The sequence below is a fragment of the Luteimonas sp. A501 genome, assembly GCF_054052085.1.
Map to the genome: position 1 here is coordinate 169,650 of NZ_JBSVRI010000005.1, position 21,514 is coordinate 191,163.

Here is a 21,514-nt window from a genome sequence, read left to right on the forward strand (position 1 = left end):
GGCAGCAGAACCGCCCGCAAGCCTTCAAGCGAGGCAATCGCGCACCTGCGCCTCGTAGGCCGCCTGGTCGTAACGGAGCAGGATCCGCGCCCGGTCCGGGCGCCCCAGCTGGCGCTGCCAGTCCACCAGCGTCGCTCCACGGGCGGCTGAATGCCCCAGCACGACTTCGATCGGTCGCTCCTGCGCTTCACGCACGCCGTCGGGGCGCAGCGCCATGGCCATGGCCAGCGAATCGGCGGAGTGCCAGCGCTCGCCGCGGGCGTCGGCAGACCACAGGCGGGTATGCCGCGACACGGCCTCGTAGAACGCGGCGACCGGACCCGGCGCCGCCAGCCAGCGCTCGACGTCGGCGTGGAGGAAGCCATGGGCCATGGTCGCCTCCCAGTCGCAGAGGTCGAAGCGCTCGAAAGCGCCGAACACGATGTGCGCCGCCTCCGGATCAAAGAACACGTTGAATTCGGCCGATGGCGTGATGTTGCCGTGCCCGGTGACCGCGCCGCCCATCACCACCAGCCGCGCCACGCGCGAAGGCAGCGTCGGGTCCAGGCGCAGCGCCAGCGCGACGTTGGTCAGCGGCCCGAGTGCCACCAGCAGCAGGCGGCCGGCATGCCGGTGCGAGAGCTCGATGATGGCCTCGGCGGCGTGGCGCGACTCGGCGCCGCGCGTGGCCGGAGCCAGGCCGGCGTCGCCGAAGCCGTCGCGGCCGTGCACGTTGGCGGCATCCGGCGAGGGGTGCAGCAGCGGGTGGTCGCAGCCGGCGAACACCGGCACGTCGTCGCGACCCAGCACCTCGCACAGCTTCAGGGCATTGGCGACGGTGTGCCCGAGGCCGACGTTGCCGGCGGCGATGGTCAGGCCCACGACCTCGTGCCGCGGATCGGCGAAGGCCATCAGCAGGGCCAGTGCGTCATCGACGCCCGGGTCGGTATCGATCAACAGCGGAATGCGTTCGTCCATCGCCGGATTATCCCCGATCAGGCCGAGGCGTACCGGGCCGCGCCGCCAACCCAGCGCGCGACCAGGCGCGCGGCCACCGCCGGATGGTCGTGCAGCAGCCCTTCGCCAAGCGCGTGCACCAGCGGCAGCATGCCCGCGTCGCGCGCGAGGTCGGCGACGCGGAACGTGGCCAATCCGGTCTGGCGCGTGCCCAGCAGTTCGCCGGGACCGCGCAGCTCCAGGTCCTTTTCGGCGATGACGAAGCCGTCGCCGGTTTCGCGCATGGTCGCCAGGCGCTCGCGCGCGGTGCGCGACAGCGGTGCCTGGTAGAGCAGGACGCAGCTGGAGGCTTCGATGCCCCGCCCCACCCGCCCGCGCAGCTGGTGCAGCTGCGCGAGCCCGAGGCGCTCGGCGTTCTCGATCACCATCAGCGAGGCGTTGGGCACGTCCACGCCGACCTCGATCACCGTGGTCGCCACCAGCAAGTCGCATTCGCCATCCTTGAACGCGCGCATCGCGGCCTGCTTCTCCGCAGCCTTCATGCGCCCGTGCACCAGGCCCACGCGCAGCCCGGGAAGCGCGGCCGACAGCCCTTCGAACGTCGCCTGCGCGGCCTGCGCGACCACTTCGTCGGACTCGTCGATGATCGTGCACACCCAGTAGGCCTGGCGGCCTTCGGCGCAGGCGACGCGGATGCGTTCGATCAGCTCCGGGCGACGGCCCTCGGCCATGACCACGGTCTGCACCGGCGTGCGCCCGGGCGGCAGCTCGTCGATGGCGGACACGTCCAGGTCGGCGTAGGCGGCCATCGCGAGCGTCCGCGGGATCGGGGTCGCGGTCATCACCAGCTGGTGTGGCACGCGACCGCCCTCGCCGCCCTTGTCGCGGAGCGCCAGGCGCTGGTGGACGCCGAAGCGATGCTGCTCATCCACGATCGCCAGCGCCAGGTCGTGGAACGCCACCGCCTGCTGCATCAGCGCATGGGTCCCGACCACCACCTGCGCGCCGCCGTCGGCAACCGCGGCCAGTGCGCGGCCGCGCGCTCGACCGGTGACCTTGCCCGCCAGCCACGCGATCTCGACGCCCAGGGGTTCGAGCCAGCCACGCAGGTTGCCGAGATGCTGTTCGGCGAGCAACTCGGTGGGTGCCATCAGCGCCGCCTGGCGGCCATCGGCCACCGCCATCAGCGCCGCCATCGCCGCGACCACGGTCTTGCCCGAGCCGACGTCGCCCTGCACCAGGCGCAGCATCGGCACCGGCCGCGCAAGGTCCGCGCGTACTTCGGCCAGCACGCGCTCCTGCGCGCCGGTGAGCGCAAACGGCAGACCAGCGCGCAGGCGCTCGGCCAGGCGTGCATCGGCAAGCGGCGTGGCCGCATGGGCCTGGCGGGCGAGGCGCTGGCTGCGCATGCTGAGGTGGTGCGCGAGCAGTTCCTCGAACGCCAGCCGCCGCTGCGCCGGATGGGTCCCTGCGATCAGCGCATCGACATCTGCGTCGTGCGGGGGCCGGTGCACGGTGAGCAGCGCCTCGCGCAGCGCCGGCAGGCGGTGCGCGCGCAGCAGCCCCGGGGGCAGCAACTCCAGCACGTCGTCGCCCGGGAGGCGGTCGAGCGCCTGCGCGATCAGGCGCTTCATCGTTGCCGGGCCGATGCCCTCCACCGCGGGATAGACGGGATCGAGGCGATCGCCGAGTCCGGCATCGTCAGCGTCATCGAGCAGGCTGTAGCTGGGATGCACGATTTCCAGCCCGCGCTGTCCCGGCCGCGGCGTGCCATAGGCGCGCACGCGCACGCCGGGCTGGAACTGCGCGGCCTGCACGGCGCGGAAATGGAAGAAGCGCAGCACCAGCGTCGCGTGCGAATCGTCGCAGAGCGCAACGCGCAGCAGCGGCCGGTAGCGGAACCCCCGTTCGACGGCCTCGACCCGGCCCTCGACCTGCGCCGCGACGCCAGGCTGCAGCAGGCGGAACGGCGTCAACGCGGTGCGGTCCTCATAGCCACGCGGAAGCTGCAGCCAGAGGTCCTGGAGGGTTTCCAGGCCACGCGCGGCGAGCTTTTCAGCGATCTTCGGCCCCACGCCGGCAAGCGTGGACAGTGCGGTCGCACCGACCGGCGCCAGTCCGGGCGCCGGCGTACCCGGCGTGCGCCGCGCGGCCACGCCTCAGTCGAGGACCATCACCGCGTCGACCTCGAACTGCGCGCCCTTGGGCAGCGCCGACACTTCGATGGTCGAACGCGCGGGATACGGTTCGGTGAAGTACTCGGCCATCACGGCGTTGACCACCGCGAACTGCGACAGGTCGGTCAGGTACAGGCCGACGCGGGCGACGTCGTCGAGCGAACCACCGCCGGCCTGGCAGACCGCGCGCAGGTTGTCGAAGGCGCGGCGCGCGTGGGCGGCGAGATCGCCGGGCACCAGCTCGCCGGTGGCTGGATCCAGCGGGATCTGGCCCGACACGAAGACGGTATTGCCGGCGCGCACGGCCTGCGAATACGGGCCGATCGCGGCGGGTGCATCGCCGGTGCGGACGGGTTGCCTGGGCATGCGCGACATCCTTGCGACTGTACGTGGCCGCCGATTATGACCGCGGCAGGCGCCCACCGCCATCGAGCGCAGGCCTACTGGCGCTGTACGCCATGGACCACGCCGAGCCTGCGCACCTTGCGGATCACGTCGGCCAGGTGGGTGCGGTCGCGCACTTCGATGGCGAACTGGATCACCGAGACGTTGGTATCGCGCTCCAGGTACTCCACCGCATCGATGTTGGAGTCGGCCTTGGCCACCGCCGCCGCCACCTGGGCCAGCACGCCGGGGCGGTTCTCGACCTGGAAGCGCAGCGCGACGTTGTAGTCGCCGGTAACCTCGCGGTCCCAGCCGATGTCGACCCAGCGTTCGGGCGACTTGCGGTACTCGGCCACGTTCGGGCACTCGATCCGATGCACCATCACGCCGCGCCCGGCGGTGTGGTAACCCATGATGTCGTCGCCCGGGATCGGCATGCAGCAGTTGGCGAAAGTCACCACGCCGCGTTCGGCACCGGTGATCAGGATGCGGTCCTCGCGGTGCGCGCGCGCGCTTGCGGGATCCTTGTGGCTGAGCGACTGCGCCACGTGCGCCGGCATCCGGTTGCCAAGCGCGACATCGGCCAGCAGCGCTTCCAGCCGCGGATACCGGTGTTCGGCCAGGTAGGCCTCGAGCTGGGCCGGCGGCAGGCGCTCGAGCGAGCTGTCGAGATCCTCGAGCGCGCTGTCGAGCATGCGATGGCCAAGCTGCACGGCATCCTCGTGCTCGAGCTGCTTGAGCTGCTGCCGGATCGCCGTGCGCGCCTTGCCGGTGACCACGAACTCCAGCCACTGCGGCCGCGGCAATGACGACTTCGCGGTCACCACCTCGACCGTCTGCCCGCTGACCAGGCGCGTGCGCAACGGCACCAGCTTGCGGTCCACCCGCGCGGCCACGGCCTGGTTGCCGACATCGGTGTGCACGGCATAGGCGAAGTCCACCGCGGTCGCGTTGCGCGGCATCGACATGATTTCGCCCTTGGGCGTGAACAGGTAAACCTCGTCGGGGAACAGGTCGACCTTGACGTTTTCCAGGAACTCCAGCGACGAACCGGTGCCGCTCTGCGACTCCAGCAGCCCGGAGATCCACGCGTGCGCACGCTGCTGGGCGCTGTTGGGACCACCGCCACCGTGCTTGTAGGCCCAGTGCGCGGCGATGCCGCGTTCGGCGATCAGGTCCATTTCCTCGGTACGGATCTGGACCTCGATCGGCGAGCCGTACGGTCCGAACAACACCGTATGCAGGGACTGGTAACCGTTGGCCTTGGGGATGGCGATGAAGTCGCGGAAGCGGCCGTCGACCGGCTTGTATACCGAGTGCGCCACGCCGAGCGCGTGGTAGCAGTCGGGGACCGTGCCAAGGATCAGCCGGAAGCCGAAGACGTCGATCACCTGGGCGAAGGTCTTGGCTTCGGCGCGCATCTTGTTGTAGATGCTCCAGGGCGACTTCACCCGGCTCACCAGCCGGTAGTTCAACCCTTCCTTGGTCAGCCGCTGCGCCAACTGGGCCTCGATCTTGGCCATCGCCTCGCGACGCAGCTGCGGCTGGGTGCGGATCCGCTTGTCGAGGATCCGGTGCCGCATGGGATACAGCGCGCGGAAGCCCAGGTCCTGCAACTCCGACTTGATCAGGTTCATGCCCAGGCGCTGCGCGATTGGTGCGTAGACCTCCAGCGTCTCGCGGGCGATGCGTGCCCGCGCCTCGCCCGACTGCGCGCCGAGCGTGCGCATGTTGTGCAGACGGTCGGCGAGCTTGATCAGGATCACCCGCAGGTCGCGCGCCATCGCCAGCATCATCTTGCGGAAGCTTTCGGCGTCGGCCTCGCGGCGGCTGGCGAAATGCAGCTTGTCGAGCTTGGTGACGCCTTCGACCAGTTCCGCCACCGATTCACCGAACTCGCTGGCAAGGGCGACGCGGGTCAGTGGGGTGTCTTCGATGGTGTCGTGCAGGATCGCTGCGACCAGGGTCTCGAGGTCGACCTTCTGCTCGGCCAGCACGCCGGCCACCGCCACCGGATGGGTGATGTAGGGTTCGCCGGACTTCCGCACCTGGCCGGCGTGCGCCGCGGCACCAACCGCCCAGGCGCGACGCAGCAGCCGCATCTGCTCGGCCGGGAGATAGGCGGCGGCGGCCTCGAGCGCACGCATGTACCCCGGGATCTCCTCATCCCCGGGGACCGGCACGGTGACCAGCGCAAGTTCAGCTGCGTTCATGCAGCGAGCGTACGCGCGCGCCTGCGGGCCGGCAATGGAGCGCCTCCGCTCCCGGCCAGGCGACTTCGTCTGGCAAAACGCGAACGGCCCCGCCAGGGCGGGGCCGTCAATGCGACAGCGCGGGTGCTGCGGCAACGCACCTGTCGGCGCGCGCGCGGGTGGCTCAGGCGTCGTCGCCCTTGCCGAGCTCGTCGTCGGCAACCACCTCGGCGGCAGCCCATTCCAGCGCTTCGCGCTCGCGGCGCTCGCGCTCGGACTTCTCGACCGCTTCGACGTAGTCGGCATCGATGCGGCGGGCGGCGATTTCACGCAGCGCCAGCACGGTCGGCTTGTCGTCGTTCTCGCTGTTGTCGAGCTGCGAATCGACGCCATTGGCAAGCTGGCGGGCGCGCTTGGCGGCCATCATGACCAGCTCGAAGCGGTTGTCGATGACCTGGAGGCAATCCTCAACGGTGATGCGGGCCATAAATCTCCGGGCGGCCGGCGGGCCGTCGATGCGGTGTAAGGAACCGGAAATGATACCCCACGCGACTTGCAGAAACAAGTAACGCGCAATGAAAATCAGTGACTTGCGGGGCGGGGCGGGTCACTCCCCCGCCAGCAGGGCGCGGATGAGCGCCTGGTGGCGTCGCGCCTGCGCCTCGCGCCGCAGGCGGCTGGCGCTGAACACCGCGCACATCTCGGCCACCGCGGTGTCGAAGTCCTCGTTGACGATGACAAAGTCGAACTCGCCGTAGTGCGACATTTCCTCGCGCGCGGCCGCCAGGCGCCGGGCCATGACCTCCTCGCTGTCCTGGCCGCGCTTGCGCATGCGCTGGTCGAGCGCGGCGCGCGAGGGCGGCAGGATGAACACACCTACCGAGTCCGGAACCGCGGCGCGCACCTGGCGCGCGCCCTGCCAGTCGATCTCCAGCAGCACGTCGCGGCCCGCCGCCAGCTGCGGATCGACCGACTGCCGCGCGGTGCCCTTCCAGTCGCCGTGGACGCGGGCATGTTCGAAGAAATCGCCGGCATCGATCATCCGCTGGAATTCCGCGTCGTCGACGAAGTGGTAATGCTCGCCTTGGCGCTCGCCCGGGCGCGGCGCGCGCGAGGTGAACGAGACCGACAGGCTGATGTTCGGGTCGCGCGCAAGGCAGGCGTTGACGATGCTCGACTTCCCGGCGCCCGACGGCGCCGCGACCATGAACAGGGTCCCGCGCATCGGGGCGTCGCTACTCAATGTTCTGCACCTGTTCGCGGACCTGGTCGATCAGCACCTTCAGCTCCACCGCGATGTTGGTGGTGCGGGCATCGACCGACTTCGAACCCAGGGTGTTGGCCTCGCGATTGAACTCCTGCAGCAGGAAGTCGAGGCGGCGGCCGGCGGGCTCGGGCTGGCCGAGCACGCGACGGATCTCGGCGACGTGGCTGTCGAGGCGATCGAGCTCCTCGTCGACGTCGAGCTTCTGCAGCGCCAGCACCAGCTCCTGTTCGACGCGACCCGGATCCGCCGCCTGCGCAAGGTCGGCCAGGCGCGCCTCGAGCTTGGTGCGCTGCCCGGCGCGGATCAGCGGCACAAGCGTCCGGACCTCCGCCGCGCGCGCTTCGATGCCGTCGACGCGTTCGAGCATGTTTGCCACCAGCTTGCCGCCCTCGCGCTCGCGCGCGGCGATGAACTCGCCAAGCACCTGGTCGAGCAGCGCCAGCAGCTCCGCCTGCAGCGCTTCCGGCTCCGGCGCGGCGGAACGCAGCACGCCCGGGAACTGGAGGAGGTCGACGAACTGGGTGCGCAGCCCGGGGAAGCGCGCGCCGGCGTCCTGCGCGATCGCGGACAGCTGGCCGAGCAGCGCATCGTCGACGTGCAGCGAAGCCGCGCCCTCGGCGGGGCGCAGGCGCAGCGACAGGTCGAGCTTGCCGCGCGCGACCCGGGCCGAGATCCGCTCGCGCAGCTGCGGCTCCAGCGCGCGCAGTTCATCGGGCGCGCGCATGCCGATCTCGAGGAAGCGGTGGTTGACCGCACGCAGCTCGCAGGCAAGCGTGCCCCAGGGGGTTGTGCGCTCGCCAGACGCGTAGGCGGTCATGCTGCGGATCATGCCGGCATCCAGGGGATCGGGGTGCCGATGGTAAACTCGCGCGCCATTCCAGCGGTAATCGACATGTCCCAGACCCCACGCCCCAGCGGCCGCACGGCCGGCCAGATGCGCGAAGTGCGCATCCAGCGCGGCTATACCCGCCACGCCGAGGGCTCGGTGCTGGTCGCCTTCGGCGAAACCCGCGTGCTGTGCACCGCCAGCGTCGAGAACCGCGTGCCCGGCTTCCTGCGCGGCAAGGGCACCGGCTGGGTCACCGCCGAATACGGCATGCTTCCGCGCGCCACCCACACCCGCAACGACCGCGAGGCCTCGCGCGGCAAGCAGGGCGGGCGCACCCTGGAGATCCAGCGCCTGATCGGGCGCAGCCTGCGCGCCTGCGTGAACCGCGACGCCCTGGGCGAGCGCACCATCACCCTTGACTGCGACGTGCTGCAGGCCGACGGCGGCACCCGCACCGCCGCGATCACCGGCGCCTACGTGGCCCTGGTCGACGCGACGCGCTGGCTGCAGGCGCGCGGCGACATCAAGCGCGACCCGGTCCACGGCGCGGTGGCCGCGGTCTCGGTCGGGATCCACGGCGGCGTGCCGGTGCTCGACCTCGACTACGCCGAGGACAGCGACTGCGACACCGACATGAACGTGGTGATGAACGACGGCGGCGGCTTCATCGAGCTGCAGGGCACGGCCGAAGGCCACGCCTTCCGTCGCGACGAGCTGGACGCGATGCTGGAGCTGGCCGCCAAGGGCTGCAGCGAGCTGTTCGCGGCCCAGCAGGCCGCGCTGGCCGCGGGCTGAGCCATGGACCTGGTGCTGGCCAGCGGCAACGCCGGCAAGCTGGTCGAACTGCGCGAGCTGCTCGGCGAGGCGGGCTTCAGGCTGCGCGCGCAGTCGGAGCTCGGCGTCGTGGATATCGATGAGACCGGGCTCAGCTTCGTCGAGAACGCCCTGCTGAAGGCCCGCAACGCGGCGCAGGCCACCGGCCTGCCGGCGCTGGGCGATGACTCCGGCCTGTGCGTGGACGCGCTCGACGGCGCGCCCGGCCTGTATTCGGCGCGCTACGCCGGCGAGGGCGGCAACGCCGCGCGCAACATCGAGCGCCTGCTGCATGAACTCGACGGCGTGCCCGACGACGCCCGCAGCGCCAGTTTCCACTGCTGCATCGTCCTGTTGCGCCACGCCACCGACCCGCGGCCGCTGGTCGTCGAGGGCAGCTGGCGCGGCCGCATCCTGCGCGCGCCGCGCGGCGACGGCGGCTTCGGCTACGACCCGCTGTTCCTGGATCCCGACAGCGGCCTGACCGCCGCCGAGCTGCCGGCCGCGCGCAAGAACGCGACCAGCCACCGCGGCCGCGCCCTGGCCGCGCTGCGCGCGCGCCTGCACGAACTGGCCTAGGCCATGCTGGTGCCGCCGCCGCTGTCGCTGTACGTGCACCTGCCCTGGTGCGTGCGCAAATGCCCCTATTGCGACTTCAACTCGCACGAACAGCGCGGCGCCCTGCCCTTCGCCGGCTACGTGCAGGCGCTGATCGCCGACCTCGAGCACGACCTGCCGCTGGCCTGGGGCCGCACCGTGCACAGCGTGTTCTTCGGCGGCGGCACGCCCTCGCTGTTCCCGGCGGATGCCATCGACGATTTCCTGCAGCAGGCCAGCGCGCGGCTGCGCTTCGCGCCCGGCTGCGAGATCACGCTGGAGACCAATCCCGGCACCGCCGAGCACGGGCGCTTCGAGGGTTACCTCGCCGCCGGCGTGAACCGGCTCAGCTTCGGCATCCAGAGCTTCGACGACGGCTGCCTCCAGCGCCTGGGGCGCATCCACGACAGCCGCGAGGCCGACGCCGCCGTGAAGCTGGCCCAGGACGCCGGCTACGACAACATCAACGTCGACCTCATGTACGCGCTGCCGGGCCAGGACCTGGCCGGCGCCGCGCGCGACCTCGAGCGCGCCTTCGCGCTGCAGCCCGCGCACGTCTCGCATTACCAGCTCACGCTGGAGCCCAACACCCTGTTCGCCGCGCGCCCGCCCGACGCGATCCCGGACGAGGACGCCGCCTGGGACATGCAGGAGCACTGCCAGGCGATGCTGGCCGAAGCCGGTTTCGAGCACTACGAAGTCAGCGCCTACGCGCGCCCCGGCCGGCAGTGCGCGCACAACCTCAACTACTGGCGCTTCGGCGACTACCTCGGCATCGGCGCCGGCGCGCACGGCAAGATCAGCCTTGGGGCAACGCAGACGGTGCGCCGGCGCTGGAAGCTCAAGCACCCCACGGCGTGGATGGGCGTCGCCGGCACCGCCGCCGCCCTGGGCGGCGACGAGGACGTCGAGACCGCGCGCCTGCCCTTCGAATACATGCTCAATGCGCTGCGCCTGCACGAAGGTTTCGCCCTGGGCGACTTCGAGGCACGCACCGGCCTGCCGCGCACGGCGATCGCGGCCGAACTTGATGAAGCAGTGGCTCGCGACTGGCTCCGGATCGATGGCGATCGCGTGGTCCCGACCATCCTCGGGCGGCGCTTGGGCAACGACGTGGTCTCGCTCTTCCTGGCCTGACGCCGACCTGCGCCCGGGTGGCCGCGCGGGCCTGCGCTTTCCGTGCTGGCCGTCACTCGATGCCCGTGATATGAAACCCACAGGGGAACCAGCGAACACTCATGTCATTGACGACACATTCCAACGATGGTCCGGGTCGGCGCGGCCTTGCGGCCGTCGACCTCCCAAGGCGCATACGCAAGGCCTTGGACGCGGCATTGAAGCTCGTGTCGATGGAGCTCGATCCGTACCTGGCCTCGATGCTCGACGAGTACGAGCAGGAGCTGTTCCGCCTGGCCGAGCGCTCCAGGCACCCGGGCAGCGAGTCCGCATACGTGCAGGCGCTGCGCAGCTTCCGCATGAACCGCTCGGACCTGGTGCCGCAGTTCATGCTCGAGCTGGAGATCGGCCTGGCCACGCTGCGCGCGCCACCGGTGGCCGCGGCGAACCCGCCTCCGGCAGCGCCGGCCGCCGGACGGATCCTGGGCCTGGTCGACGACTCGATGATCGACGAGGACACGCTGCTGCGCGAGATCGCGATCCGGCAGGAAGGCCGCGCCAGCCTGCCGATGCACCTGCTTGGCCAGCGCTTCGGCGTGCTGGCCGGGACGCCGGCGCCTGACGCCGAACGCCTGCCGCTGGGGCCACAGGCCGTGTGCCGCGCCCTGCGCAGCGCCTGCCACGCCCTCCAGCTCGGCGCCGAGGCGCGCGAACTGCTGTATCGGTTGTTCGACCGCATGGTCATGGCCCACTACGCGCCGGTGCTCGAGAAGCTCGACGCCACCCTCGACCAGGCGGGTGTCCTCAAGGGACTGACCTATGTACCCGCGCGGCTGCGCGCCTCGCCACGCGACCAGGCCGAGGAAGCCGCCGAGAGCGCGGCCCCGGGGCGGTCCAACAACCGTGGGGCCCGCGGGACGCCGGACGGGCGGAGCGGCTCCGGGCGCGATGGCGAGGTCGAACAGCGCGGTGCGGACAATGCGCCGCGGAACGCCGGGCAAGGCGATGCCGCAGTGGCCGGTGGATCGCGCGCTGGCGCTGCTGGCAATGGCGGCGGCACGGGTGGCGGCGCGCAGCGCGGCTCGAAGCCGTCGGGAACAGGCCCGGGTCCCGCAGGCACCCGGCATCCGCACACCGGATGGATGGCGGAAACCACCACCGCATTCGCCGGCAGCGACGAGCAGGCGTCGTACGGTGCCCTGCAGCAGCTGCTGGCCGGACGCCGCGCACTGATCGGCAAGCTGCGCGCCACCAGTCCCGCGGGCCCGATGGCGACGCTGGGAACCAGCGAGCTGATGCACGCGCTGGGGTCGATACAGCGCCAGCCGGATGCTCCCGGTGGCACCAGGCCGAGCCTGATGGACGTGCGCCAGATGCTGCTGGCGCAGGCACGCCAGCGCCATGGCAAGGGCGCCAGCCTGTCCCAGCGCGACAACGACACCTTCGAACTCCTGCACCTGCTGTACGGCCAGCTCGAAGGCGAGATCCGGACCGATGCCCCGGCTGCCGCCCTGATCCGCAGGCTGCAGCTGCCGCTGCTGCGGGTCGCGCTGCAGGACCAGGCCTTCTTCGTCCAGGCGACGCACCCGGCGCGCGAACTCCTCAACACCGTCGCCGAAACCGCCGCAAGCTGGCTCGACAAGGACGACGTCGACCCCCAGCTGCTGCTCCCGCTGCAGCAGGCGGTCAGCCAGGTCGTCGAAAAGTACGACGGCGACAACAAGGTGTTCGAGGCCAGCAACGAGCAGCTGCAGGCACACCTGCAGGCGCAGGTGCGCAAGGCCGAAATGCTCGAGCGCCGGCACGTCGAAGCCGCCCGCGGCAAGGAAAAGCTCGAGGTCGCCAAGCTCCGCTCGGCGGCCGTGCTTGAAAAGCTCCTCGGCGACCAGCGGATCCCGAAATTCTCCCGGGCGCTGCTCAACCAGGCCTGGACCGATGTCCTGACCCTCAGCCTGCTTCGCCAGGGCGAGGATTCGCCCGAATGGCAGGCCCAGCTTGGTGCCACCCGGCGCATCATCACCGCCTGCGTACGCGGTGAAGCGGTCGCCGACCCGGCGCTGACGACCCACGTCGAAGCCGCCCTGTCGCAGGTTGGCTACCACGCCGACGAGGCCGGCATCATCGCCGCGCGCCTGACCAGCAGCCGCAGCGACGAGGACGATCCCGCCTCGCGCACCGAGCTGGCGATGAAGCTCAAGGCGCGCACCCGGCTCGGCGAGGACGCCGAACGGGCGCGCCGCCCCGACCTGCCTCCGCGCACGCCCGGGGAGCAGGCGCGTTACGAGCAGCTCCGGGTGATGCCCTTCGGCACCTGGATCGAATTCACCACCAACCAGCAGGGCGACGTCGTCCGCCGCCGCATGTCGTGGTTCAGCCCGGTCACCGACAACGCGCTGTTCGTGAACCAGCGCGGCCAGCGCATCGGCGAGCATTCGCTGGACTCGCTGGCGCGGATGATCGTGGCCGGGCAGGCACGCATCGTCACCGCCGAGCGCGGCCGACTGGTCGACCGCGCCTGGCAGGCCGCGCTGCGTACCCTGCGCAGCTTCGCCGGGCGCAGCGACGCCCTGTCCATCGACGCGGATCCGCACGCATGATCAACGAGTTCCGGCGCGCCCGGCGACGCAAGGCCCCCGCGACCATCCTGGTGATCGACGCCATGACCGAACGCGTGGTCGGGCGGATCGGCAACCTGTCGGAAACCGGCATGCTGCTGATGGCCGGGACGCCGTTGGTGGACGACGCCCTGTACCAGTTCCGCTTCAGCCTGCCGACGGAAGGCGACGACGAGTCCAGCGTCGAGATCGGCGCCCACCTGCTGTGGATGGACCAGGCCAGCGCGCCAGGCCAGGTCTGGGCCGGCTTCAGGTTCCTCGGCATCACCGAACTGCAGGCGCGGCCGCTCCGCGCGTGGATCGACGCCCCGGGCAGCCGCTACGAATAGCGGGTCCGGCGACGATCCGGCCGATGCGGCAAAATGGCGGCAAGCCCCCCCCCTGTGTAGCCGCCATGACCGTCCAGACCCCCGCATCCCTCTACGCCGCCCACCTCGAGACGCTGGCCGCGCGCACCGCGATCGCGCTTGAGCGCGGCGGCTTCGACCACCTCGTGGTTCCCAGCGGCACCCTGCATTACCAGGTCTTCGACGACCGCGACTATCCCTACGCGGTCAATCCGCAGTTCAAGGCCTGGGTGCCGCTGCTGGCCAATCCCGGCAGCTGGCTTGTGGCCACGCCCGGCGCGCGCCCGAAGCTGGTCTACCTGCAGCCGCGCGACTACTGGCACGTGGTACCCGAGTCGCCGTCGGGCGACTGGGTCGAGCACTTCGACATCACCGTGGTGCGCACGCCCGACGAGGCCCTGCAGCACCTGCCGCGGGACGCGACGCGCTGCGCCATCCTCGGCGAGGCGCAGAGCGCGCTCGGCCGTTACGGTGCCTTCGCCCCAAACAACCCGCAGCCGGTGCTCGACTACCTCGACTACCACCGTGCCTACAAGACGCCCTACGAACTGGCCATGCTGCGCCAGGCCAACCGGCGCGCGGTCCGCGGCCATCGCGCGGCCGAACGCGCCTTCCGGGCCGGCGCCAGCGAATTCGGCATCCACCTGGCCTATTGCCAGGCGGTGGGCCAGGACGCCAACGAACTTCCGTACAGCAACATCGTCGCCCTCAACGGCCATGGCGCGGTGCTGCACTACACCGAGCGCGACCGCCTGCCGCCGAAGCCGGTACTGAGCTTCCTGCTCGACGCCGGCGCCGGCCACGCCGGCTACGCGGCCGACATCACCCGCACCCATGCCATGGATCGCGAGGGCGAATTCCAGGCCTTCATCGATGCCGTCGATCGCGCCGAGCTGGCGATGTGCGACCAGGTCCGCGCCGGCGTCGACTACCGGCAGCTGCACCTCGATGCCCACCTGGCCCTGTCGGGCGTGCTGAAGGAATTCGGGGTGATCGGCTGCGGCGCCGAGGAGGCCGTGGCCAGCGGCCTCAGCGCGAGCTTCTTCCCGCATGGCATCGGCCACGGCCTGGGCCTGCAGGTGCACGACGTCGCCGGCTTCGCGGCCTCCGACGCCGGCGGCAGCATCGACAAGCCCGAGGGCCATCCCTACCTGCGGCTGACGCGCGAGCTGGCGCCGGGCATGGTGGTGACGATCGAACCCGGCCTGTACTTCGGCGACATGCTGCTCGAAGACCTCAAGGCCAGCGACAACGCCCGTCTGGTGGACTGGGACCGCGTGGATGACTTCCGGCGCTTCGGCGGCGTGCGCATCGAGGACAACGTGGTGTGCACGGACGGCGAGCCGGTGAACCTGACCCGCGAAGAGTTCGCCTCGCTGGGCTGACCGGCCACCGGCAACGGGCGCGACGACGGCGGCATGTGCGTTTGCCCGCGCCGCCGTTCAGCCCGCCATGAACGCTTCGATCTCGTCGGCGCTGCGGGCCAGCCCAGCGGTCAGCAGCTCGTGGCCGTCACGGGTGATGGCGACGTCGTCTTCGGTGCGGATGCCGATGCCGCGCCACTTGGCGGCAACGTCGGTATCGCCCGGCGGGATGTAGATCCCGGGCTCGATGGTGTAGACCATGCCCGGTTCGAGCAGGCGCGACTCGCCGTCGATGCGGTAGTCGCCCACGTCGTGCACGTCCAGGCCGATCCAGTGGCCGGTCTTGTGCGGGTAGTAGCGCTTGTAGGCCTCGTCCGCCAGCGCCTTGCGCAGCGTGCCCTTCAGCAGCCCCAGCGAAAGCATGCCCTCGGTGAGCACCTCCACTGCGGCCAGGTGGCCGGCCTCGTAGGGCACGCCGGGCCGCGCCTGCGCGAGCGCCGCGGCGTAGGCGGCATCGACCAGGTCGTGCAGGATCCGCTGCTCGCGGCTGTAGGCGCCGTCGACCGGGAAGGTGCGGGTGATGTCGGCGGCATAGCCGCGATGCTCGGCGCCGGCGTCGACCAGCACCAGGTCGCCGCGGCGCACCGTGGCGCGGTTGCCGCGGTAATGGAGGATGCAGGCATTGGCACCCGCGCCGATGATGCTGGAATAGGCGGGTTCGGCGCCGGCGGCGCGGAACACGCGCTCGAGCTCGGCCTGCAGTTCGTATTCGCGCATGCCGGCACGTGCCGCGCGCATCACCGCTTCGTGGGCCTGCACGCTGATCGCCGCGGCGCGGCGCATCAGCCGCAGCTCGTCGGCGCCCTTGAACAGGCGCATCTCGTCCAGCAGGTGGCCCAGATCGAGGAATTCGTGCGGCGGCTGCGCACCGTGGCGGACCTGGGCGCGGACGCTGTTGACCCAGCCGATCAGCTTGAGGTCGAAGTCGGTGTCGCGGCCGAAGTGGTAGTAGACGCGGCGGCGGCCTTCGATCAGGCCGGGCAGGATGTCGTCGATGTCGTCGATCGCATAGGCGTCGTCGATGCCAAGCGCGTCCGGGGCGCCTTCGGGGCCGACGCGGGAGCCGTCCCAGGCTTCGCGCGCGGCATCGCGTTCGCGGCAGAACAGCAGGCTTTCGCCGTGCGCGCGGCCCGGCACCAGCACCAGGACCGCTTCCGGCTCGTCGAACCCGCTGAGGTACAGGACGTCGGAATCCGGCCGGTAGGGATGGAAGGTGTCGCGACTGCGCACGCGCTCGGGCGCGGCGGGAAGGATGATGATCGCGTCGTCACCGGCCATCCGCATGAGCTGGCGGCGACGGCGCTTGCAGATGCTGGTCGGTGCGGCAAAGGCCATGCAGCGGAACTCAGTTGAGGCTGTTGCGGTGGCGGGCGGCCAGCGCGCAATCTCCGTGCAGGAGCAGTGCGGCGACGCGGACGAACTCTTCGATCTCGGCCAGCGCGGCTTCGTCTTCCTCGTCACCATCATCCTGGGCCGTGGCGCGCGCCAGGCGTGCAAGGTCGGCAAGGGCTTCCTCGCCCTCCTCCGAAAGCTTCGCCCCACTACCGGCGGCGAGTCCGAACGCGCCAACGAAACCGCGGCACCAGTCGAACAGGGCGCCGCTGCGCGCGGCCAGGGAGGCATCGTCGTCGGGGCCGAGCAGGACCAGCCCGAACTCGCGGTCTTCGAACTGGCTGCGCGTTGCCGACTGCAGGCGCGCCAGCACCGAGCCTTCGGCCGGGGCCGGGAGGCTGTCGTCCACCATCACCCGGGCCAGCCAGTTGCCCGCGGGGTCGCCGCCACCGGCCAACCAGCCGCACAGGCTGCCGTGCAGTTCGGGCGCGGGCGTGGCGAGGCCGGACTCGCGGCAGGTCTGCTCGACTTCGGACAGGGTAGGCAATGATTTTTCGGACATGGCAAGGAGTCTGCGATGGACCACGGCAGTGTACCGTCGGGCGCGGCTTGTTGCCGGCGCGCACGCGCGCCTACACTGCGATGTCCGCCAGGGGAGGCGATGGGGAGAGCCGCCTTGCCAGTGGCCGATGGAGCTGGACCTGTGGTCATCGCGACGATGCTGGCAGCGGCCTGCGTCGTCCTCGCCATGCGTGCGCGACGGGCGCGCAGGTTGGTGGCATCGCTGCACGCGCGCGAGCAGAGCTTTCGCATGGCCCTGTGGGCGAGCGGCCAGCGCTATTGGGACTTCCATGTGCCGAGCGCGCGCCTGCAATACCTGGTCGCCCGCCACGATGGCGATGGCTGCAGGCACGATTTCAGCTCCGAGCAGGCGGAGCCGGCCGCCGTGATCCATCCCGACGACCTGCCGGGCGTTGTCGATGCCATGCATCGTTACGCCGCCGGCGAGACCGCGGAGTTCTCGTCCGAACACCGGGTCCGCGCCGACAGCCCGGCGTCGACCCAAGGCGACTGGACGTGGATCCGGGCCCGCGGCCGCGCGGTCGAGCACCAGGCCGACGGCGCGATCCTGCGGGTCGCCGGAACCTCGCTCGACATCGGCGCCACCCGCGCGGTGGAGCGCGAGAACCGCATCGCCAGCGAAGTGCTGCGCAGCATGAGCGAGGCGGTTGCGGTCCTTGACGACCGCTTCCGGTTCCTCTCGGTGAATCCCGCGTTCACGCGGATCACCGGCCACGGCGCGGCCGACGTCATCGGGCGCAGCGTGGATGTCCTCGACAGCATCCAGCACGATCACTCACGCGGGCGCAGCATGCGCGAGGCCCTCCGGCGCGACGGCCGCTGGTCGGGCGAAATGTGGCAGCGTGAACACAACGGCGAGGAACTCCTGTGCGCCGTGGAGGCCGCCACCGTGCTTGATGGCAACGCCGGCGGCGAACGCATGCACGTGCTGATGCTCAGCGACATCACGCTGCAGAAGCGCGCCGAGGAAGAGCTGCGCTACCTGGCCAACTTCGATTCGCTGACCGACCTGCCCAACCGCTCGCTGCTTGCGGAGCGCCTGTCGCGCGCGATCGTCCACGCCCGGCGCGACGGCTCCCGGGTCGCCGTGCTGTTCCTCGACCTCGACCGTTTCAAGGACATCAACGATTCGCTTGGCCACGCCGTCGGCGACCGCATCCTGCGCGCGGCCGCGGCCCGCCTGCAACAGGCGGTCGGTCCGGGGCAGACCGTGGCCCGACTGGCCGGCGATGAGTTCACGGTGATCCTCGAGGGCCTGGCCGCACCCGAGGACGCCGAGCGCGTGGCGCGGGAGATCATCATGGCGTTCGAGGCGCCACTGGTCCCCGAGGACGGCCAGGAGGTCTCGGTATCGGCCTCGATCGGCGTCAGCCTGTACCCCGACCACGCCCAGGTGCCCACCGAACTCCTCAAGCGCGCCGATGCCGCCATGTACCAGGCCAAGGCCGCCGGCCGCCGCACCTGGATGCGCTACGACGACAGCATGGAAGCCGCGATCCGCCGGCGTGCGATCCTCGCCGGCGCGCTGCACAAGGCGCTTGACCGCGGCGAGCTGCGGGTGGTCTACCAGCCACGGCAGGCATTGGCGTCTTCGCTCATCACCGGCGCCGAAGCGCTGCTGCGCTGGACCAGTCCCGAACACGGCGAAATCCCGCCGGCCGACTTCATCCCGCTTGCCGAAGAGAACGGCATGATCCTCGAGATCGGCGAATGGGTCCTGCGCGAGGCCTGCCTGGCGGCCCGCCGCTGGCGCGACCATGGCCTGTCCGATGTCCGGGTATCGGTGAACATGTCGGTACTGCAGCTGCTGCGCGGGGACTTCGCCGAAGTCGTGCGCGGCGTACTGGACGATACCGGCGTACCGGCGCAGGCACTGGAGCTGGAACTGACCGAAAGCATGCTCATGGCCAACGCCGCGCAGACCGCGCACAAGCTGCAGGCCTTCCGCGAGCTGGGCGTCTCGCTGGCCATCGACGATTTCGGCACCGGCTACTCGTCGCTTGCGTACCTCAAGCGGCTGCCGATCACCACGATCAAGATCGACAAGACGTTCATCGCCGACGTCTGCAACGACCGCGAAGGCGCGTCGATCACGACCACGGTGATCGCGATGGCCCACGGACTCGGGCTGACCGTGGTCGCCGAAGGGGTGGAGACCGCGGACCAGGCCCGGTTCCTGGCCCGCAACCACTGCGACGAGATCCAGGGCTTCTGGGTGTCGCATCCCCTGGACGCGGTGTCCTGCATGGCCTACATCCACAACCGCCGCCATTCCGGGGGTCCGGCCACTGCCACCACCATCGGGACGCCTTGACCACTCCCGCCCGCCTGCTATCGTGCCGCTGATGGACACTCCGGACGTGCTTGCCCAGCTGCGGCGGCTTTCAGAACGCTTCGACGAGCTCGCGGTGCGCACGCGCCGGTTGGGCGAGGAGAACCGCAGCCTCCGCCAGCAGCATGAACAGGCCTCGGGGGAACGGGCCCAGCTGCTGACCAGGAACGAACAGGCGCGCAGCCGGGTCGAGGCGATGATCGCGCACCTCAAATCACTGGAGCAGCACACGTGAGCGGTACCGAGGCCGTCAGCGTACGGGTGCTTGATCGCGAGTACACCGTTGGCGTGGGCGCGGGCGAAGTCGAAGGCCTCATGGCTGCGGCACGCGTGCTGGATGCGCGCATGCGCGAAGTGCGCGGCGCCAACCGCATGGCCGCGATCGATCGCGTCGCGGTGCTTGCCGCACTCAACCTGGCCCACGAACTCGAACAGCTGCGCAGGGACGCGGAACGCCGCGACCGGGAACTGGCGGATGCGCTGTCGGCGCTGGAGCTGAAGCTCGACGCGCTGCTCCATGCTTGAAGGCGAGCGCATCGACCGCGGGGCCAGGCACAAGGTGAACGGCCACCGACGGATGGCCTTCGGGTCGGAAGTCCAAGGGGTATACTGCGGCTGCGTCCTCTGCCGTGACCGACGGCGTACACAAACATTCGCCTTGTCCCTTAATCACGACCACGGGGACGCGACGGTAGCCTGGCGTGCATGTCCGCCCCCGAGCGGAAAGCCCGATGGCAGCCAAGCGTCTCCACTTGAACCCCGGGTTCAAGGTCGTTTGGTATGCATCGACATGGTGGAGGACGTATCTCCTTTCCGACTCCCGCCGGCGAGCCTTGCGCCGGACGTGACGTGAGTCCCCCGAACCGCGGCGACACCCGCCGCCTCATGCGCGAGCGTCGACGCGGGGTTCCCCCGGCGGCGCGCATCGGTTCGGCCAGTGCCCTCGCCGGGCAGCTGCTTTCGCTGCCGCTTGCGCCTCGAGCCGCTGTTGCCGGCTACTGGGCCGCCGACGGTGAAATCGCCCTCCATGTCTGGCAGCTGCGACTTCCCGCGGACTGCATCTATTGCCTGCCCGTGCTGCAGGATGACGGCTGCCTGCGCTTCGCTCCATGGCGCCCGGGCGAACCCGTCGTACCGAATCGCTATGGCATCCCGGAACCCGCGGTTGCGCCCGGGGCACTCCTGGAGCCGTCGGCGCTGGATCTGGTGGTCGTGCCCCTGGTCGCCTTCGACACCCGCTGCCACCGGCTTGGCATGGGCGGCGGCTGGTACGATCGCAGCTTCGCGTTCCGGCACCGGCAATCCGCGCCACCGCGGCTGGTTGGTGCTGCGTTTGAATTCCAGCATGTCGACGAAGACCTTCCCAGCGAAGACTGGGACGTCCAGCTCGACATGGTATGCACCGATCAATCCACCCATTACCGACCGACATGACCACTGGCAAGCGCAAACGATACTGGCTGATGAAGTCGGAACCCGAGGATTTCTCGATCGACGACCTTGAACGGGTCGGCACCGAGCCCTGGACGGGCGTGCGCAACTACCAGGCGCGCAATTTCATGCGCGACGGCATGCAGCTTGGCGACGGCGTGCTGTTCTACCACTCCAACTGCAAGGTGCCCGGCATCTACGGCATCGCCGAAGTCGCGAGCGCGGCCTATCCGGACCCGACGCAGTTCGACCGCGAATCGAAGTACTTCGATTCCAAGGCGAGCCCGGAGGAACCGCGCTGGATGCTGGTCGACGTCGGCTTCGTACGCAGGCTCGCCGCACCCGTCACGCTTGAAGCCATCCGCGCCCGTTCGGAATCCCTGGGCGAGGACTTCGCCCTGATCCGCAAGGGCACCCGCCTGTCCGTGCTGCCGGTGGGCGCCGCGCAGTGGAAGATCCTGCTGGCCATGGAGCCGAAATGAGTGAAGCCAAGCGCCTGGCCGGCGAAAAGGCCCTGGACTACGTCGAAGACGGCATGGTGGTGGGCGTGGGCACGGGATCGACCGTGGCCTTCTTCATCGATGCGCTCGCCGGCGTCCGCGACCGGATTGCCGGTGCGGTGTCGAGTTCGGACCAAAGCACCGAACGACTGCGCGGGCATGGCATCGAGGTGTTGGATCTGAATGCCTGCGGCCCGATCCCGCTTTACGTTGACGGCGCCGATGAATGCGATCCGGGCAAGCGCCTCATCAAGGGCGGCGGCGCTGCGCTCACCCGCGAGAAGATCATCGCCGAGGCGGCGGCGAAATTCGTCTGCATCATCGATCCATCCAAGGAAGTGCCGGTGCTCGGGCGCTTTCCGCTGCCCGTCGAGGTCATCCCGATGGCGCGCAGTCTGGTGGGGCGCGAGATCGTGGCGCTGACCGGCGGCCAGCCAGTCTGGCGCCAGGGCACGGTCACCGACAACGGCAACTGGGTGATCGACATCCACGGCCTGTCGATCACCGACCCGGTGGCGCTCGAGCAGATGCTCAACCAGGTGCCGGGCGTGGTCAGCGTCGGACTGTTCGCGCGGCGTCCCGCCGACGTGGTGATCGTCGGCGGCACGCCGCCGCGGGTGCGCTGAACCACGGCACTGCT

At 70.3% G+C, this 21,514-nt stretch carries 21 protein-coding genes and 1 other RNA gene; 13 read left to right on the forward strand and 9 right to left on the reverse strand.

The genetic code is table 11. The features are described from left to right. Positions 1–24: 24 nt before the first annotated feature. The 7 genes from ACW7G5_RS13615 to ACW7G5_RS13645 all read right to left on the reverse strand — a co-directional run bounded on the left by ACW7G5_RS13615 (position 25) and on the right by ACW7G5_RS13645 (position 7,785). A complete protein-coding gene (locus ACW7G5_RS13615; RefSeq protein ID WP_457005362.1) occupies positions 25–957 on the reverse strand; it encodes a nucleoside hydrolase in 933 nt (310 codons plus the stop codon). Between the two features lie 17 nt (positions 958–974). Continuing rightward, positions 975–3,092 carry an ATP-dependent DNA helicase RecG gene (gene recG, locus ACW7G5_RS13620; RefSeq protein ID WP_457005364.1) on the reverse strand — a complete coding sequence of 706 codons (2,118 nt, stop codon included), beginning with the start codon at positions 3,090–3,092 and terminating at the stop codon, positions 975–977. Positions 3,093–3,095: 3 nt separating this feature from the next. Further along, positions 3,096–3,479, reverse strand: coding sequence for a RidA family protein (locus ACW7G5_RS13625; protein ID WP_457005366.1), 384 nt, complete (start codon positions 3,477–3,479; stop codon positions 3,096–3,098). 74 nt (positions 3,480–3,553) lie between these two features. Next, the gene (locus ACW7G5_RS13630) at positions 3,554–5,710 is read right to left on the reverse strand and encodes a RelA/SpoT family protein (protein WP_457005367.1); all 2,157 of its coding nucleotides are present in this window, start codon (positions 5,708–5,710) and stop codon (positions 3,554–3,556) included. A gap of 163 nt (positions 5,711–5,873) precedes the next feature. After that, positions 5,874–6,176 carry a DNA-directed RNA polymerase subunit omega gene (gene rpoZ, locus ACW7G5_RS13635; protein ID WP_457005369.1) on the reverse strand — a complete coding sequence of 101 codons (303 nt, stop codon included), beginning with the start codon at positions 6,174–6,176 and terminating at the stop codon, positions 5,874–5,876. Between the two features lie 120 nt (positions 6,177–6,296). After that, positions 6,297–6,914, reverse strand: a complete 618-nt coding sequence (gmk, locus tag ACW7G5_RS13640) for a guanylate kinase (RefSeq protein WP_457005454.1) — start codon at positions 6,912–6,914, stop codon at positions 6,297–6,299. A gap of 10 nt (positions 6,915–6,924) precedes the next feature. After that, positions 6,925–7,785 carry a YicC/YloC family endoribonuclease gene (locus ACW7G5_RS13645; protein ID WP_457005371.1) on the reverse strand — a complete coding sequence of 287 codons (861 nt, stop codon included), beginning with the start codon at positions 7,783–7,785 and terminating at the stop codon, positions 6,925–6,927. 63 nt (positions 7,786–7,848) lie between these two features. On the opposite strand from ACW7G5_RS13645, the gene rph reads away from it, so the two are divergent. The 6 genes from rph (at position 7,849) to pepQ (ending at position 14,658) form a co-directional block, all read left to right on the forward strand. Continuing rightward, positions 7,849–8,580: a ribonuclease PH gene (gene rph, locus ACW7G5_RS13650; protein ID WP_457005373.1), complete on the forward strand. Its 732-nt coding sequence runs from the start codon at positions 7,849–7,851 to the stop codon at positions 8,578–8,580. A gap of 3 nt (positions 8,581–8,583) precedes the next feature. Beyond that, positions 8,584–9,177, forward strand: a complete 594-nt coding sequence (gene rdgB, locus ACW7G5_RS13655) for an RdgB/HAM1 family non-canonical purine NTP pyrophosphatase (protein ID WP_457005375.1) — start codon at positions 8,584–8,586, stop codon at positions 9,175–9,177. A 3-nt stretch (positions 9,178–9,180) separates the two neighbouring features. Beyond that, entirely contained in the window at positions 9,181–10,332 is a 1,152-nt protein-coding gene (hemW, locus tag ACW7G5_RS13660) for a radical SAM family heme chaperone HemW (protein WP_457005377.1), read from the forward strand. A 101-nt stretch (positions 10,333–10,433) separates the two neighbouring features. Next, complete coding sequence (locus ACW7G5_RS13665) at positions 10,434–12,908, forward strand: DUF1631 family protein (protein WP_457005379.1); 2,475 nt, start codon at positions 10,434–10,436, stop codon at positions 12,906–12,908. Beyond that, the gene (locus ACW7G5_RS13670; RefSeq protein ID WP_457005381.1) at positions 12,905–13,255 is read left to right on the forward strand and encodes a PilZ domain-containing protein; all 351 of its coding nucleotides are present in this window, start codon (positions 12,905–12,907) and stop codon (positions 13,253–13,255) included. Before ACW7G5_RS13665 ends, ACW7G5_RS13670 begins: the two co-directional genes overlap by 4 nt. 65 nt (positions 13,256–13,320) lie before the next feature. Beyond that, on the forward strand, positions 13,321–14,658 hold the full coding sequence (pepQ, locus tag ACW7G5_RS13675; RefSeq protein ID WP_457005383.1) for a Xaa-Pro dipeptidase: 1,338 nt from the start codon (positions 13,321–13,323) through the stop codon (positions 14,656–14,658). Positions 14,659–14,715: 57 nt separating this feature from the next. On the opposite strand, the gene ACW7G5_RS13680 is transcribed toward pepQ, so the two are convergent. After that, entirely contained in the window at positions 14,716–16,032 is a 1,317-nt protein-coding gene (locus ACW7G5_RS13680) for an aminopeptidase P N-terminal domain-containing protein (protein WP_457005385.1), read from the reverse strand. Positions 16,033–16,042: 10 nt separating this feature from the next. Continuing rightward, positions 16,043–16,591, reverse strand: a complete 549-nt coding sequence (locus ACW7G5_RS13685; RefSeq protein ID WP_457005387.1) for a UPF0149 family protein — start codon at positions 16,589–16,591, stop codon at positions 16,043–16,045. Between the two features lie 141 nt (positions 16,592–16,732). On the opposite strand from ACW7G5_RS13685, the gene ACW7G5_RS13690 reads away from it, so the two are divergent. From ACW7G5_RS13690 to rpiA, 7 genes are all read left to right on the forward strand, one after another. Then, the gene (locus ACW7G5_RS13690) at positions 16,733–18,925 is read left to right on the forward strand and encodes a putative bifunctional diguanylate cyclase/phosphodiesterase (protein ID WP_457005389.1); all 2,193 of its coding nucleotides are present in this window, start codon (positions 16,733–16,735) and stop codon (positions 18,923–18,925) included. 31 nt (positions 18,926–18,956) lie between these two features. Then, positions 18,957–19,178 (forward strand): TIGR02449 family protein, encoded by a 222-nt coding sequence (locus ACW7G5_RS13695; RefSeq protein WP_457005391.1) that lies wholly within the window; start codon positions 18,957–18,959, stop codon positions 19,176–19,178. Further along, on the forward strand, positions 19,175–19,468 hold the full coding sequence (locus ACW7G5_RS13700; RefSeq protein ID WP_457005393.1) for a cell division protein ZapA: 294 nt from the start codon (positions 19,175–19,177) through the stop codon (positions 19,466–19,468). The genes ACW7G5_RS13695 and ACW7G5_RS13700 overlap by 4 nt, the downstream gene beginning before the upstream one ends. A 93-nt stretch (positions 19,469–19,561) precedes the next feature. Next, positions 19,562–19,747: non-coding RNA, 6S RNA (ssrS, locus tag ACW7G5_RS13705), on the forward strand. An 81-nt stretch (positions 19,748–19,828) separates the two neighbouring features. After that, complete coding sequence (locus ACW7G5_RS13710; RefSeq protein ID WP_457005456.1) at positions 19,829–20,377, forward strand: 5-formyltetrahydrofolate cyclo-ligase; 549 nt, start codon at positions 19,829–19,831, stop codon at positions 20,375–20,377. Next, positions 20,374–20,856: an EVE domain-containing protein gene (locus ACW7G5_RS13715; protein ID WP_457005395.1), complete on the forward strand. Its 483-nt coding sequence runs from the start codon at positions 20,374–20,376 to the stop codon at positions 20,854–20,856. The genes ACW7G5_RS13710 and ACW7G5_RS13715 overlap by 4 nt, the downstream gene beginning before the upstream one ends. Next, on the forward strand, positions 20,853–21,500 hold the full coding sequence (gene rpiA / locus ACW7G5_RS13720) for a ribose-5-phosphate isomerase RpiA (protein WP_457005396.1): 648 nt from the start codon (positions 20,853–20,855) through the stop codon (positions 21,498–21,500). Before ACW7G5_RS13715 ends, rpiA begins: the two co-directional genes overlap by 4 nt. The last annotated feature ends 14 nt before the right edge of the window (positions 21,501–21,514 follow it).

Bases quoted from the DNA above. Each gene is read 5' to 3' on its own strand.
- ACW7G5_RS13615 (WP_457005362.1), bottom strand. From the start codon at position 957: ATGGACGAACGCATTCCGCTGTTGATCGATACCGACCCGGGCGTCGAT.
- ACW7G5_RS13625 (WP_457005366.1), bottom strand. From the start codon at position 3,479: ATGCCCAGGCAACCCGTCCGCACCGGCGATGCACCCGCCGCGATCGGC.
- ACW7G5_RS13630 (WP_457005367.1), bottom strand. From the start codon at position 5,710: ATGAACGCAGCTGAACTTGCGCTGGTCACCGTGCCGGTCCCCGGGGAT.
- rpoZ (WP_457005369.1), bottom strand. From the start codon at position 6,176: ATGGCCCGCATCACCGTTGAGGATTGCCTCCAGGTCATCGACAACCGC.
- gmk (WP_457005454.1), bottom strand. From the start codon at position 6,914: ATGCGCGGGACCCTGTTCATGGTCGCGGCGCCGTCGGGCGCCGGGAAG.
- ACW7G5_RS13645 (WP_457005371.1), bottom strand. From the start codon at position 7,785: ATGATCCGCAGCATGACCGCCTACGCGTCTGGCGAGCGCACAACCCCC.
- rph (WP_457005373.1), top strand. From the start codon at position 7,849: ATGTCCCAGACCCCACGCCCCAGCGGCCGCACGGCCGGCCAGATGCGC.
- rdgB (WP_457005375.1), top strand. From the start codon at position 8,584: ATGGACCTGGTGCTGGCCAGCGGCAACGCCGGCAAGCTGGTCGAACTG.
- hemW (WP_457005377.1), top strand. From the start codon at position 9,181: ATGCTGGTGCCGCCGCCGCTGTCGCTGTACGTGCACCTGCCCTGGTGC.
- ACW7G5_RS13665 (WP_457005379.1), top strand. From the start codon at position 10,434: ATGTCATTGACGACACATTCCAACGATGGTCCGGGTCGGCGCGGCCTT.
- ACW7G5_RS13670 (WP_457005381.1), top strand. From the start codon at position 12,905: ATGATCAACGAGTTCCGGCGCGCCCGGCGACGCAAGGCCCCCGCGACC.
- pepQ (WP_457005383.1), top strand. From the start codon at position 13,321: ATGACCGTCCAGACCCCCGCATCCCTCTACGCCGCCCACCTCGAGACG.
- ACW7G5_RS13680 (WP_457005385.1), bottom strand. From the start codon at position 16,032: ATGGCCTTTGCCGCACCGACCAGCATCTGCAAGCGCCGTCGCCGCCAG.
- ACW7G5_RS13685 (WP_457005387.1), bottom strand. From the start codon at position 16,591: ATGTCCGAAAAATCATTGCCTACCCTGTCCGAAGTCGAGCAGACCTGC.
- ACW7G5_RS13695 (WP_457005391.1), top strand. From the start codon at position 18,957: ATGGACACTCCGGACGTGCTTGCCCAGCTGCGGCGGCTTTCAGAACGC.
- ACW7G5_RS13710 (WP_457005456.1), top strand. From the start codon at position 19,829: ATGCGCGAGCGTCGACGCGGGGTTCCCCCGGCGGCGCGCATCGGTTCG.
- ACW7G5_RS13715 (WP_457005395.1), top strand. From the start codon at position 20,374: ATGACCACTGGCAAGCGCAAACGATACTGGCTGATGAAGTCGGAACCC.
- rpiA (WP_457005396.1), top strand. From the start codon at position 20,853: ATGAGTGAAGCCAAGCGCCTGGCCGGCGAAAAGGCCCTGGACTACGTC.